This is a genomic window from Roseibium sp. (genome assembly GCF_025698965.1).
Classification (GTDB): Bacteria; Pseudomonadota; Alphaproteobacteria; order Rhizobiales; family Stappiaceae; genus Roseibium.
Map to the genome: position 1 here is coordinate 1 of NZ_JAILWL010000218.1, position 10,603 is coordinate 10,603.

A 10,603-nucleotide genomic window follows, 5' to 3' on the forward strand; every position below is an offset into this window, starting at 1 on the left:
GCGCACACCATCACGGACCCGCTTGACGACGCCGGCAGCTTTCAGCACTTCGACGGTAACCGTCTCGGAAGCGTTGAGTTTGCCTGCATCGATGGCCTTCTGAACACGGCCGACGGACACAGTGTTGTAGTCCTTGGCAAAAATGTTCGTGAAGCCGCGCTTCGGCAGACGGCGATGAAGCGGCATCTGACCGCCTTCAAAGCCTTTGATCGCAACGCCGGAACGGGACTTCTGACCCTTTACACCACGGCCACCGGTCTTGCCTTTGCCAGAACCGATACCGCGACCAACGCGAGTGCGCTCTTGGACGGCACCTTCGTTGTCACGAAGTTCGTTGAGCTTCATGTTTTCTCTCCTCACCTCGTTCTTATGCGTTGTCTTCGACGACGCGAACGAGATGCTGGACCTTATTGATCATGCCGCGTACTTCCGGAGTATCCTTCAGCGTGGAACGGCGGTGCATCTTGTTCAGGCCGAGACCGACGAGCGTCGCGCGCTGGTCCTTAGGACGGCGCAGCGGGCTGCCGATCTGTTCGACCGTAACAGTCTTTTCGGTGTTCGCCATGGGAACTACCCTCTCTCAGCTGGGGGCTGGAGCCGCTAAGGTCAAGCCTCAGCGGCAGCCGGAGCCGCCTCTTCGTTGTTGTCACGACGCCGAGACTGCAGCACTGAGACCTTGAGGCCACGGCGGGCAGCGACGGAGCGCGGGCTGTCTTCCTTGGTCAGCGCAGCAAATGTTGCACGAACCATGTTGTAGGGGTTTGAAGTCCCCAGCGACTTTGCCACAACGTCCTGAACGCCAAGCGTTTCGAAGACTGCACGCATCGGGCCACCGGCAATGATACCCGTACCAGCCGGAGCGGCACGCAGCAGCACTTTACCAGCACCGTGACGGCCTTCCACATCGTGGTGCAGCGTCCGGCCTTCGCGCAGAGGCACACGGATCATGGTGCGCTTTGCAGCTTCTGTTGCTTTACGGATGGCTTCCGGCACTTCACGTGCTTTGCCATGACCGAAGCCGACACGGCCCTTCTGGTCACCAACCACTACCAATGCGGCGAAGCCGAAACGACGGCCACCCTTGACCACTTTGGCAACGCGGTTGATGTGAACGAGCTTGTCGACGAATTCGCTGTCTCGCTCGTCGCGATCGCGATTATCCTGTCTCGCCATTTTATATGTCTTCCGTTCTTAAGAGCGCCAACGGGCGCTGGTCAGAATTCAAGTCCACCTTCGCGGGCCGCATCAGCAAGCGCTTTAACGCGCCCATGATACATGTACCCACCACGGTCGAACACGACCTGCTTAACGCCAGCGGCAACTGCACGCTCTGCGACAAGCTTGCCGACGGCTGCAGCTGCAGATACGTCGGCGCCCGTTTTCAGGCTGCCCTTGAGATCTTTTTCGATCGTTGAAGCAGAGGCAATCGTGTGCCCCTTCGCATCGTCAATGATCTGGGCGTAGATCTGCTTCGACGAGCGGAAGATAGAAAGGCGCGGGCGCTCGCCGGCGGCTTTCCTGATCGAACGACGCACGCGATCGCGGCGGCGTTCGAAAGCTTGTTTGCTGTTCGCCATGATCTTGGTCCGTTACTTCTTCTTGCCTTCTTTGCGGACGATAAACTCGTCTGCATAACGAACGCCTTTGCCTTTATACGGCTCCGGCGGGCGGAATTCGCGGATTTCAGCCGCTACCTGACCAACACGCTGTTTGTCAGTACCTGCGATGCTGATTTCCGTCGGTTTCGGGCACTTGATTTCGATGCCATCCGGAATCGGATAAACAACGTCGTGCGAGAAACCCAGCGCCAGCTGAAGGTTTTGACCCTGGATCTGGGCGCGGTAACCGACACCGGTGATTGCGAGGTCTTTTTTGAAACCGTCTGTAACACCAGTAATCAGGTTTGCAACCATGGTCCGGCTCATGCCCCACATGGAGCGAGCGGCTTTGGAAGCGCCACGCGGATCAATCTTGATCCCATCATCTGTCATTTCGGCCAGAACAAGATCATTGAGCACGAAAGACTTTTCGCCTTTCGGGCCCTTGATCGTAACTGTCTGACCGTCGATCGATGCCGTTACCCCGCTTGGCACGGGGACTGGCTTTTTGCCAATACGAGACATTTGACCAACCTTGTCGTTTTTCTAAAAGTGAGGATGCCGCATCAGAAGACGCGGCAAAGAACCTCACCACCTACGTTCTCATCACGCGCCTGATGGTCGCTCATGACGCCACGCGGAGTCGAAATGATCGACACGCCCAGCCCATTAGAGACATGCGGGATGTTTTTCACCGATGAGTACACGCGGCGGCCCGGCTTGGAAACCCGCTCAATCGTGCGGATAACCGGTTCACCATCGAAATACTTCAGTTCGATTTCCAACTCGGACTTACCGCCCTCGTAGTCAACCGTGGTGTAGCCACGGATGTAGCCTTCTTTTGCGAGCACATCAAGTACGTGAGCGCGCAATTTGGAATTTGGTGAGCTAACCTTGTTCTTGCGACGCATTTGTGCGTTGCGAATCCGGGTCAGCATATCCCCCAACGGATCAGAAATTGCCATCGGAGTTTCTCCTTACCAGCTCGACTTGACCAGGCCCGGGATTTTACCCAGGGAACCCAGTTCACGAAGCGCAATACGCGACATCTTCAGCTTGCGATAGTAACCGCGCGGACGGCCGGACACTTCGCAACGGTTGCGAACGCGGTTCGGCGCGGAGTTCCGCGGTAGTTTCGCCAGCTTCAGGCGTGCGTTGTAACGCTCTTCCAAGGACAGGCTTTCGTCTTTCGCCATTGCCTTCAGAGCGGAGCGCTTCTCAGCATATTTCTTGACAAGCTTCTCGCGGCGCTTGTTTTTCTCGATTGCGCTTTTCTTCGCCATCGTCGTTCCCTTCCTTGCCCGTTACTTCGTGAACGGGAAGTTGAACGCGCGCAGAAGCTCGCGCGCCTCGTCATCCGTCGGCGCCGTGGTGCAAACAATCACATCCATGCCCCAGATCTGGTCGACCTTGTCGTACTCGATTTCCGGAAACACGATGTGTTCTTTGATGCCCATGGCGTAGTTGCCGCGACCGTCGAAGCTCTTCGGATTCAGACCACGGAAGTCACGAACACGCGGCAGCGCGATTGTGATCAGACGGTCCATGAATTCGTACATCTGCTGACGGCGCAGGGTCACCTTCGCACCAAGCGGCATGCCTTCACGAACCTTGAAGGTCGCGATGGATTTTTTCGCCTTGGTGATGACCGGCTTCTGACCGGCAATCGCAGCCAGGTCTTCAGCTGCTGTGCGAGCTTTTTTGGAATCTCCAACTGCCTCGCCAACGCCGATGTTCAGCACGATCTTTTCCAGTTGCGGAACCTGCATGACGTTCTCGTACTGGAATTTCTCCAGAAGCTGCTTGCGCACGACTTCATTGTAATGCGTCTTAAGACGCGGCACGTAAGTGGTCTCAGCCATCGATCAGGTCTCCCGAACGCTTGGCCACACGAACCTTTGTGCCATCGTCCTGAACTTTGAAGCCGACGCGAGTCGCCTTGCCGTCCTTCGGATCGGCCAGAGCAATGTTGGACATGTGGATCGGTGCCTCTTTGGACACGATGCCAGCTTCCTGCGTCTGGGTCTGCTTCTGGTGGCGGCGAACCATGTTGATGCCGCGGACCAGAGCCTTGCCGTCAGTCGGCAGAACCTGAATGACTTCGCCGGACTTACCCTTGTCACGGCCGGTCAGCACAACCACCGTGTCGCCTTTTTTAATTTTCGCAGCCATCAGAGCACCTCCGGCGCGAGCGAAATGATTTTCATGTGGTTCTTTGCACGGAGTTCGCGCGGCACCGGACCAAAAATACGGGTACCGACCGGCTCCTTGTTGTTATTGACCAGCACGGCCGCATTGCGGTCGAACCGGATCACGCTGCCATCGGGACGGCGGATATCCTTTGCCGTGCGCACGACGACAGCCTTCATCACGTCGCCCTTCTTAACGCGGCCCCGCGGAATAGCCTCTTTTACGGAGACGACGATGATGTCGCCAACCTGGGCATATTTACGCTTGGAGCCGCCGAGCACTTTGATGCACATGACACGACGGGCGCCGGAATTATCCGCGACGTCGAGGTTTGTTTGCATCTGAATCATGACTGGCTGCCTTGTTCTTCTATTGGCGCACGGGTCACGGGCGCCTGATGCTCACTGAATGGAGCGTGGTCACTGAGCGACCACAGTCCAACGTTTGTTTTTGGAGATTGGTGAGCACTCTTCAATCTGAACAGAGTCACCAACCTTGTACTGGTTGCTTTCATCATGTGCGCGGTACTTCTTGGTCCGGCGCACAGTCTTTTTCAGCAGCGGGTGCGTGAAGCGACGCTCCACATTCACCGTCACCGTCTTGTCATTGGCGTCGCTGACAACGGTGCCCTGCAGGATACGCTTCGGCATGGCCGTCTCCTTACGCGTTCGCCGACACGCGCTGCTCGCGCATGATCGTCTGGATACGTGCGATGTCGCGGCGGATTTGCCGGACACGCGCAGTGTTTTCAAGCTGCCCCGTGGCTTTCTGGAAGCGCAGGTTGAACTGCTCTTTCTTCAAACCTTCGAGCTCGGTGCGGAGCTCATCGAGGGTCTTAGCCCGTACATCGGTAGCCTTCATGGCTTAACTCCTCGCCTGCCTACTCGCCGATACGCTGAACGAAGCGGCACTTGATCGGCAGTTTGGCAGCCGCAAGACGCATGGCTTCACGCGCAATGTCTTCCGGCACACCATCGATTTCGAACATGATCCGGCCCGGCTTGACACGGCAAGCCCAGTAATCCGGAGAACCCTTACCCTTACCCATGCGGACTTCAGCAGGTTTCGAAGAAACCGGAACGTCCGGGAAGATACGGATCCAAACACGACCCGCACGTTTCATGTGACGGGTCATAGCACGACGGGCCGCTTCGATCTGGCGTGCAGTAACACGCTCCGGCTCCAGAGCCTTCAGACCGAATGCGCCGAAGTTGAGGTCAGTCCCCCCCTTCGACAAGCCGTGGATGCGGCCTTTGTGCTGCTTGCGGAACTTTGTGCGCTTCGGTTGCAGCATCGTTCTTCTCTCGTCTTTCTTATCTTACGAGCGGCAGGCAGCTTGAATTAAGCTGCGCGCTCGCGGCCCCGATCCCGGCGTCCGCCGCGATCACCCTGGCTACCTTCGGAAGCAGCGGTCGCCCGGCGTTCAGACGCCATCGGATCATGCTCCAGAATTTCACCCTTGAAGATCCAGACCTTCACACCGCACACGCCGTAAGCCGTGTGAGCGCTTGCAACACCGTAGTCGATGTCGGCACGCAGAGTGTGAAGCGGCACGCGGCCTTCCCGGTACCATTCGATACGTGCGATTTCCGCACCGCCAAGACGGCCGCCGCAGTTGATCCGGATGCCCTGGGCGCCGAGACGCATGGCGGACTGAACAGCCCGTTTCATGGCGCGGCGGAAGGCAACACGGCGTTCCAGCTGCTGAGCGATAGAAGCGGCAACCAGGGTCGCATCGATTTCCGGCTTGCGCACTTCAACAATGTTGAGATGCACTTCCGAATTGGTGATGTCGGCAATCTTCTTGCGAAGACGCTCGATGTCGGCACCCTTTTTACCGATGACCACACCCGGACGACCGGAATGAATGGACACGCGGCACTTTTTGTGCGGGCGCTCGATAACTACTTTGGAAACCGCTGCCTGCTTCAGTTCCTTCAACAGGAACTCACGGATGCGGAAATCTTCATGAAGAAGATCGCCGTATTCGTTCTTGTTAGCGTACCAGCGGGAATCCCAGGTGCGGTTGATCCCGAGGCGCATGCCGATCGGGTTTACTTTATGTCCCATCAGGCAGTCTCCTCAACTTCACGCACAACGATGGTCAGGTTCGAGAACGGCTTCTCGATCCGGCCAACACGTCCACGTGCACGGGCCTGGAACCGCTTGATGACAAAAGCCTTGCCAACATGTGCTTCGGCAACCACCAGGTTGTCGATGTCCAGCTCGTGATTGTTTTCCGCGTTCGCAACGGCAGACATCAGGGTTTTCTTGACGTCCTGCGCGATGCGCTTGCGGGAAAATGTCAGGTCCGCAATCGCGGAACCGACTTTTTTGCCACGGATCGAGGCCGCAACGAGGTTCAGCTTACGCGGTGAAACGCGTATCATGCGGGTCATTGCCCGAGCCTCGTTGTCAGCGAGCGTCCGCTCACGCTTCGGCTTGCCCATCGTTACTTCCTCTTCGCCTTCTTGTCGGCGCCGTGTCCGTAGTAGGTCCGGGTCGGAGAAAACTCACCGAACTTGTGACCAATCATCTCTTCAGACACCAGCACCGGAACGTGCTTTTGACCGTTGTAGACGCCGAAGGTCAAACCTACGAACTGCGGAAGGATCGTTGAGCGGCGGCTCCAGGTCTTGATGACCTCGTTCCGGCCGGATTCACGAACCTTGTCCGCTTTTTTCAGCAGATACCCGTCGACAAACGGACCTTTCCAGATCGAACGTGCCACGATCCTTGCCCTTTACTTCTTACGCGCGTGGCGGCTGCGGACGATATACTTATCAGTCTGCTTATTGCGCCGCGTGCGCTTACCTTTGGTCGGTTTACCCCAAGGGGTAACCGGATGACGACCGCCGGAGGTCCTGCCTTCACCACCACCATGCGGGTGGTCGATCGGGTTCATGGCAACACCGCGAGTATGCGGGCGAATGCCAAGCCAGCGGGAACGGCCGGCCTTGCCGAGGTTGATGTTGGCGTGGTCCGGGTTGGACACAGCGCCAATGGTAGCCATGCAAGTGCCGAGGACACGGCGCTGTTCGCCAGACATCAGGCGCAGCGTGGTGTAACCCTGGTCGCGGCCGACGATCTGAACAAATGCGCCGGCAGAACGAGCGATCTGAGCGCCCTTACCGGGCTTCAGCTCGATGTTGTGGACGATCGTACCGACCGGAATGCGCGACAGCGGAGCTGCGTTGCCCGGCTTGACGTCAACGTTCTCGCCAGCAACGACAGTGTCGCCTGCTGCCAGACGTTGCGGAGCCAGGATGTAGCTCAACTCGCCGTCTTCGTAACGGATCAGAGCGATGAATGCGGTCCGGTTCGGATCATATTCCAGGCGCTCGACCGTTGCCGGTACGTCCCATTTGCGACGTTTGAAGTCAACAAGACGGTAGGACCGCTTGTGACCGCCACCGCGGTTTGGAGACGTCAGTCGACCGGTGTTGTTACGACCGCCGGACTTGGACAGGCCTTCGGTCAGCGTCTTGACCGGCTTGCCCTTCCACAGACCCGAGCGATCAACCTGAACGAGCTGACGGCGGCCTGGGGACGTCGGATTGAATGTCTTAAGTGCCATTTTTCTTAAAGTCCCCGTCTTAGAGCCCGGTGGTCACGTCAATGCCGTGACCGTCCTGCAGCGTAACGACGGCCTTTTTGAAGTCAGACTGACGGCCAAGACGTCCACGGAAGCGCTTCACCTTGCCCTTGCGGACCAGGGTATTCACTGCTGTGACCTTGACACCGAACAGCGCTTCGACTGCGGCCTTGATTTCCGGCTTTGTTGCGTCGTTGGCAACTTTGAAGACAACTTTGTTCTCTTCGGAAGCCATCGTCGACTTTTCGGTGATTACCGGACCGACGATCTTGTCGTAGTGAGGAAGATTGCTCATTTAAAGCGCTCCTCAAGTGCAGACACCGCAGCTTTGGTCAACACCAGAGTGTTGGCCCGCAGGATGTCGTAAACGTTGATGCCCTGGACCGGCAGCACATCCAGATGTGGAATGTTGCGGGATGCCAGTGCAAAATTGTTGTCGACTTCAGCGCCGTCGATAACCAGAGCACTGGTGAGGCCGAGCTTGTTGAGCTGTGCCTTCAGAGCCTTGGTCTTGGCTTCGGCTGCCTTCGCGTCTTCAACAACGACGATGCTGTCTGCCTTGGCTTTCGCGGACAGAACATGCTTCAGGCCGAGGGTGCGAACCTTCTTCGGCAGGTCATGGCCATGGTCGCGAACGACCGGGCCGAATGCCTTGCCACCACCGCGGAACTGCGGGGCCTTCTTGTTGCCGTGACGGGCACCGCCGGAACCTTTCTGGCGAACGAATTTCTTCGTCGAACCGGAGATTTCCGAACGCTGCAGCGTCTTGTGCGTACCTGCCTGGCGTTTGGCCAGCTGCCAACGCACCACACGGTGGATCAAATCGGTGCGCGGCTCGAGACCAAAGATCTCGTCAGACACCGTGATCGAACCGGCCGCCCCGCCTTCGAGGGTCTTGACCTGGAGTTCCATCACTCACTCTCCTTCCCGGCGGCCGCAGTCGCTTCAGATGCCTTGAAAGCACCCGGAACCGGAACGTTTTCCGGCAGCGCCTTTTTGATCGCGTCGCGAACCAGGATCCAGCCGCCCTTGGCGCCCGGAACAGAGCCCTCAACCATGATCAGGCCACGCTCAACATCAGTGCGCACAACCTTCAGGTTCTGCGTGGTCACGCGGGCATCACCCATATGACCGGCCATTTTCTTGCCCTTGAACACGCGGCCCGGGTCTTGACATTGACCGGTGGAACCGTGCGAACGGTGCGAGATCGAGTTACCGTGAGATGCACGGCCACCACCGAAGTTGTGACGCTTCATTGCACCGGCAAAACCTTTACCGATGGACGTCCCGGTCACGTCAACGAACTGGCCTTCGACATAGTGGTCAGCGGTCATTTCCGCGCCAACATCGATCAGGTTGTCCGCGGAAACGCGGAACTCGGCAACAGTCCGCTTCGGCTCAACCTTTGCAACAGCAAAGTGGCCGCGCAGTGCCTTCGGTGTATTCTTAACTTTACGGCCACCCGCACCGAGTTGCAGTGCGTTGTAACCATTCTTTTCGTCAGTCCGTTGAGCTACTACCTGGCAATTTTCCAGCCGCAGAACGGTGACCGGAACATGCTCGCCTGCATCGTTATAGATGCGGGTCATGCCCACTTTCTGAGCGATCACTCCAGAACGCATGGATGTGTCCCCTTCCGCCCGGCTTAAAGCTTGATCTCGACGTCGACACCAGCGGCCAGGTCGAGCTTCATCAGCGCGTCCACGGTCTGCGGGGTCGGATCGACGATGTCGAGAAGGCGCTTGTGTGTACGCATCTCGAACTGATCACGGCTTTTCTTATCGATATGCGGTCCGCGAAGCACGGTGTACTTCTCGATCCGCGTCGGCAGCGGCACGGGACCCCGTACCTGAGCACCGGTCCGCTTAGCCGTATTGACGATCTCCTTCGTGGAGGCGTCGAGAATACGGTGGTCAAACGCCTTGAGGCGGATCCGGATATTCTGACCGTTCATTGTTATTGTTCCCAATAAGACTGCGGGCCTGCCCGCGTTTTGTTCAAACGTGCCGGCAGGCCCGGCTGTCGATTATTCGATGATGGATGCGACGACGCCGGCGCCGACGGTACGGCCACCTTCGCGGATAGCGAAGCGCAGGCCTTCTTCCATGGCGATCGGCACGATCAGCTCAACGTCGACTGAGACGTTGTCGCCCGGCATCACCATTTCAGTGCCTTCCGGCAGAGAAACCACACCGGTCACGTCCGTCGTACGGAAGTAGAACTGCGGGCGGTAGTTGGTGAAGAACGGGGTGTGACGACCACCTTCTTCCTTGGTGAGGATGTAAGCCTCGGCCTTGAACTTCGTGTGCGGGGTAACAGAACCCGGCTTACACAGAACCTGACCACGCTCAACGTCTTCACGGCCGATACCGCGGATCAGTGCGCCGATGTTGTCGCCAGCTTCACCGCTGTCCAGCAGCTTGCGGAACATTTCAACACCGGTAACGGTTGTCTTCTGGGTGTCCTTGATGCCGACGATCTCGACTTCTTCACCCACATTGATCACACCGCGCTCAACACGACCGGTCACAACCGTACCGCGGCCGGAGATCGAGAACACGTCTTCGATCGGCATCAGGAACGGCTGATCCTTCGGACGCTCAGGCGTCGGGATGTAAGCGTCAACCTGAGCCATCAGCTCACGGATCGCGTCGCGGCCAATCGCCGGATCACGGTTCTCAACTGCTGCCAGCGCAGAACCCTTGACGATCGGAATGTCGTCGCCCGGGAACTCGTAGGAAGACAGAAGCTCACGGATCTCCATTTCGACAAGCTCAAGAAGCTCTTCGTCGTCGACCTGGTCAACCTTGTTCATGAAAACAACAAGAGCCGGAACGCCAACCTGACGCGCAAGCAGAATGTGCTCACGGGTCTGCGGCATCGGGCCGTCAGCTGAAGAAACAACCAGAATGCCACCATCCATCTGGGCAGCACCCGTGATCATGTTCTTCACGTAGTCAGCGTGACCAGGGCAGTCAACGTGAGCATAGTGACGGTTCTCCGTCTCATACTCAACGTGAGCCGTCGAAATCGTGATACCACGCGCCTTCTCTTCAGGCGCACCGTCGATCTCGTCATATGCTTTTGCTTCAGCACCGCCAGCTTCTGCCAGCGTCATGGTGATTGCAGCGGTCAGCGTCGTCTTGCCGTGGTCAACATGGCCAATCGTGCCAATGTTAACGTGCGGCTTATTGCGCTCAAACTTTTCCTTCGCCATCGG

General features: G+C 57.7%; 22 protein-coding genes. All 22 read right to left on the minus strand.

Features of this window, described 5'->3' with window-relative positions; genetic code table 11:
- On the minus strand, nt 1-345 hold a 345-nt coding region (gene rplO, locus K5905_RS17655; protein ID WP_297586232.1), incomplete at its 3' end, for a 50S ribosomal protein L15.
- Nucleotides 346-367: 22 nt separating this feature from the next.
- Entirely contained in the window at nt 368-565 is a 198-nt protein-coding gene (gene rpmD, locus K5905_RS17660; RefSeq protein ID WP_006936433.1) for a 50S ribosomal protein L30, read from the minus strand.
- A 41-nt stretch (nt 566-606) separates the two neighbouring features.
- Nucleotides 607-1,173, minus strand: coding sequence for a 30S ribosomal protein S5 (gene rpsE, locus K5905_RS17665; RefSeq protein WP_297586234.1), 567 nt, complete (start codon nt 1,171-1,173; stop codon nt 607-609).
- A 41-nt stretch (nt 1,174-1,214) separates the two neighbouring features.
- Nucleotides 1,215-1,577, minus strand: a complete 363-nt coding sequence (gene rplR, locus K5905_RS17670) for a 50S ribosomal protein L18 (RefSeq protein ID WP_297586237.1) — start codon at nt 1,575-1,577, stop codon at nt 1,215-1,217.
- 12 nt (nt 1,578-1,589) lie between these two features.
- The gene (gene rplF / locus K5905_RS17675; RefSeq protein ID WP_297586240.1) at nt 1,590-2,123 is read right to left on the minus strand and encodes a 50S ribosomal protein L6; all 534 of its coding nucleotides are present in this window, start codon (nt 2,121-2,123) and stop codon (nt 1,590-1,592) included.
- A 41-nt stretch (nt 2,124-2,164) separates the two neighbouring features.
- Nucleotides 2,165-2,563, minus strand: coding sequence for a 30S ribosomal protein S8 (gene rpsH / locus K5905_RS17680; protein WP_297586241.1), 399 nt, complete (start codon nt 2,561-2,563; stop codon nt 2,165-2,167).
- 12 nt (nt 2,564-2,575) lie between these two features.
- Nucleotides 2,576-2,881: a 30S ribosomal protein S14 gene (gene rpsN, locus K5905_RS17685; RefSeq protein ID WP_029061783.1), complete on the minus strand. Its 306-nt coding sequence runs from the start codon at nt 2,879-2,881 to the stop codon at nt 2,576-2,578.
- 21 nt (nt 2,882-2,902) lie between these two features.
- Nucleotides 2,903-3,460, minus strand: a complete 558-nt coding sequence (gene rplE, locus K5905_RS17690; RefSeq protein ID WP_297586242.1) for a 50S ribosomal protein L5 — start codon at nt 3,458-3,460, stop codon at nt 2,903-2,905.
- Nucleotides 3,453-3,770 (minus strand): 50S ribosomal protein L24, encoded by a 318-nt coding sequence (gene rplX / locus K5905_RS17695; protein WP_297586243.1) that lies wholly within the window; start codon nt 3,768-3,770, stop codon nt 3,453-3,455. The genes rplE and rplX overlap by 8 nt, the downstream gene beginning before the upstream one ends.
- Nucleotides 3,770-4,138 (minus strand): 50S ribosomal protein L14, encoded by a 369-nt coding sequence (rplN, locus tag K5905_RS17700; RefSeq protein WP_008191626.1) that lies wholly within the window; start codon nt 4,136-4,138, stop codon nt 3,770-3,772. The genes rplX and rplN overlap by 1 nt, the downstream gene beginning before the upstream one ends.
- A gap of 69 nt (nt 4,139-4,207) precedes the next feature.
- A complete protein-coding gene (gene rpsQ, locus K5905_RS17705) occupies nt 4,208-4,438 on the minus strand; it encodes a 30S ribosomal protein S17 (protein ID WP_297586245.1) in 231 nt (76 codons plus the stop codon).
- Nucleotides 4,439-4,448: 10 nt separating this feature from the next.
- Nucleotides 4,449-4,649, minus strand: coding sequence for a 50S ribosomal protein L29 (gene rpmC, locus K5905_RS17710; RefSeq protein WP_297586246.1), 201 nt, complete (start codon nt 4,647-4,649; stop codon nt 4,449-4,451).
- A 19-nt stretch (nt 4,650-4,668) separates the two neighbouring features.
- Nucleotides 4,669-5,082 (minus strand): 50S ribosomal protein L16, encoded by a 414-nt coding sequence (rplP, locus tag K5905_RS17715; RefSeq protein WP_055115933.1) that lies wholly within the window; start codon nt 5,080-5,082, stop codon nt 4,669-4,671.
- Nucleotides 5,083-5,129: 47 nt separating this feature from the next.
- Nucleotides 5,130-5,858: a 30S ribosomal protein S3 gene (gene rpsC / locus K5905_RS17720; protein WP_297586249.1), complete on the minus strand. Its 729-nt coding sequence runs from the start codon at nt 5,856-5,858 to the stop codon at nt 5,130-5,132.
- Nucleotides 5,858-6,238 (minus strand): 50S ribosomal protein L22, encoded by a 381-nt coding sequence (gene rplV, locus K5905_RS17725; RefSeq protein ID WP_297586251.1) that lies wholly within the window; start codon nt 6,236-6,238, stop codon nt 5,858-5,860. The genes rpsC and rplV overlap by 1 nt, the downstream gene beginning before the upstream one ends.
- A 2-nt stretch (nt 6,239-6,240) precedes the next feature.
- The gene (gene rpsS, locus K5905_RS17730) at nt 6,241-6,519 is read right to left on the minus strand and encodes a 30S ribosomal protein S19 (protein WP_148632529.1); all 279 of its coding nucleotides are present in this window, start codon (nt 6,517-6,519) and stop codon (nt 6,241-6,243) included.
- Between the two features lie 12 nt (nt 6,520-6,531).
- Complete coding sequence (gene rplB, locus K5905_RS17735; RefSeq protein WP_297586254.1) at nt 6,532-7,365, minus strand: 50S ribosomal protein L2; 834 nt, start codon at nt 7,363-7,365, stop codon at nt 6,532-6,534.
- A gap of 19 nt (nt 7,366-7,384) precedes the next feature.
- The gene (locus K5905_RS17740) at nt 7,385-7,678 is read right to left on the minus strand and encodes a 50S ribosomal protein L23 (protein WP_297586256.1); all 294 of its coding nucleotides are present in this window, start codon (nt 7,676-7,678) and stop codon (nt 7,385-7,387) included.
- Entirely contained in the window at nt 7,675-8,295 is a 621-nt protein-coding gene (gene rplD / locus K5905_RS17745) for a 50S ribosomal protein L4 (RefSeq protein WP_297586259.1), read from the minus strand. The genes K5905_RS17740 and rplD overlap by 4 nt, the downstream gene beginning before the upstream one ends.
- On the minus strand, nt 8,295-9,005 hold the full coding sequence (gene rplC / locus K5905_RS17750) for a 50S ribosomal protein L3 (protein WP_297586262.1): 711 nt from the start codon (nt 9,003-9,005) through the stop codon (nt 8,295-8,297). Before rplC ends, rplD begins: the two co-directional genes overlap by 1 nt.
- Nucleotides 9,006-9,028: 23 nt before the next feature.
- Nucleotides 9,029-9,337: a 30S ribosomal protein S10 gene (gene rpsJ, locus K5905_RS17755; RefSeq protein ID WP_006936455.1), complete on the minus strand. Its 309-nt coding sequence runs from the start codon at nt 9,335-9,337 to the stop codon at nt 9,029-9,031.
- Nucleotides 9,338-9,409: 72 nt separating this feature from the next.
- Nucleotides 9,410-10,600 (minus strand): elongation factor Tu, encoded by a 1,191-nt coding sequence (gene tuf, locus K5905_RS17760; protein WP_297586264.1) that lies wholly within the window; start codon nt 10,598-10,600, stop codon nt 9,410-9,412.
- Nucleotides 10,601-10,603 lie beyond the last annotated feature (3 nt).

Excerpts from the sequence above, each read along its gene's own strand:
- rpmD (WP_006936433.1), bottom strand. The coding sequence starts at position 565 with ATGGCGAACACCGAAAAGACTGTTACGGTCGAACAGATCGGCAGCCCG.
- rpsE (WP_297586234.1), bottom strand. The coding sequence starts at position 1,173 with ATGGCGAGACAGGATAATCGCGATCGCGACGAGCGAGACAGCGAATTC.
- rplR (WP_297586237.1), bottom strand. The coding sequence starts at position 1,577 with ATGGCGAACAGCAAACAAGCTTTCGAACGCCGCCGCGATCGCGTGCGT.
- rplF (WP_297586240.1), bottom strand. The coding sequence starts at position 2,123 with ATGTCTCGTATTGGCAAAAAGCCAGTCCCCGTGCCAAGCGGGGTAACG.
- rpsH (WP_297586241.1), bottom strand. The coding sequence starts at position 2,563 with ATGGCAATTTCTGATCCGTTGGGGGATATGCTGACCCGGATTCGCAAC.
- rpsN (WP_029061783.1), bottom strand. The coding sequence starts at position 2,881 with ATGGCGAAGAAAAGCGCAATCGAGAAAAACAAGCGCCGCGAGAAGCTT.
- rplE (WP_297586242.1), bottom strand. The coding sequence starts at position 3,460 with ATGGCTGAGACCACTTACGTGCCGCGTCTTAAGACGCATTACAATGAA.
- rplX (WP_297586243.1), bottom strand. The coding sequence starts at position 3,770 with ATGGCTGCGAAAATTAAAAAAGGCGACACGGTGGTTGTGCTGACCGGC.
- rplN (WP_008191626.1), bottom strand. The coding sequence starts at position 4,138 with ATGATTCAGATGCAAACAAACCTCGACGTCGCGGATAATTCCGGCGCC.
- rpsQ (WP_297586245.1), bottom strand. The coding sequence starts at position 4,438 with ATGCCGAAGCGTATCCTGCAGGGCACCGTTGTCAGCGACGCCAATGAC.
- rpmC (WP_297586246.1), bottom strand. The coding sequence starts at position 4,649 with ATGAAGGCTACCGATGTACGGGCTAAGACCCTCGATGAGCTCCGCACC.
- rplP (WP_055115933.1), bottom strand. The coding sequence starts at position 5,082 with ATGCTGCAACCGAAGCGCACAAAGTTCCGCAAGCAGCACAAAGGCCGC.
- rpsC (WP_297586249.1), bottom strand. The coding sequence starts at position 5,858 with ATGGGACATAAAGTAAACCCGATCGGCATGCGCCTCGGGATCAACCGC.
- rplV (WP_297586251.1), bottom strand. The coding sequence starts at position 6,238 with ATGGGCAAGCCGAAGCGTGAGCGGACGCTCGCTGACAACGAGGCTCGG.
- rplB (WP_297586254.1), bottom strand. The coding sequence starts at position 7,365 with ATGGCACTTAAGACATTCAATCCGACGTCCCCAGGCCGCCGTCAGCTC.
- K5905_RS17740 (WP_297586256.1), bottom strand. The coding sequence starts at position 7,678 with ATGAGCAATCTTCCTCACTACGACAAGATCGTCGGTCCGGTAATCACC.
- rplD (WP_297586259.1), bottom strand. The coding sequence starts at position 8,295 with ATGGAACTCCAGGTCAAGACCCTCGAAGGCGGGGCGGCCGGTTCGATC.
- rplC (WP_297586262.1), bottom strand. The coding sequence starts at position 9,005 with ATGCGTTCTGGAGTGATCGCTCAGAAAGTGGGCATGACCCGCATCTAT.
- rpsJ (WP_006936455.1), bottom strand. The coding sequence starts at position 9,337 with ATGAACGGTCAGAATATCCGGATCCGCCTCAAGGCGTTTGACCACCGT.
- tuf (WP_297586264.1), bottom strand. The coding sequence starts at position 10,600 with ATGGCGAAGGAAAAGTTTGAGCGCAATAAGCCGCACGTTAACATTGGC.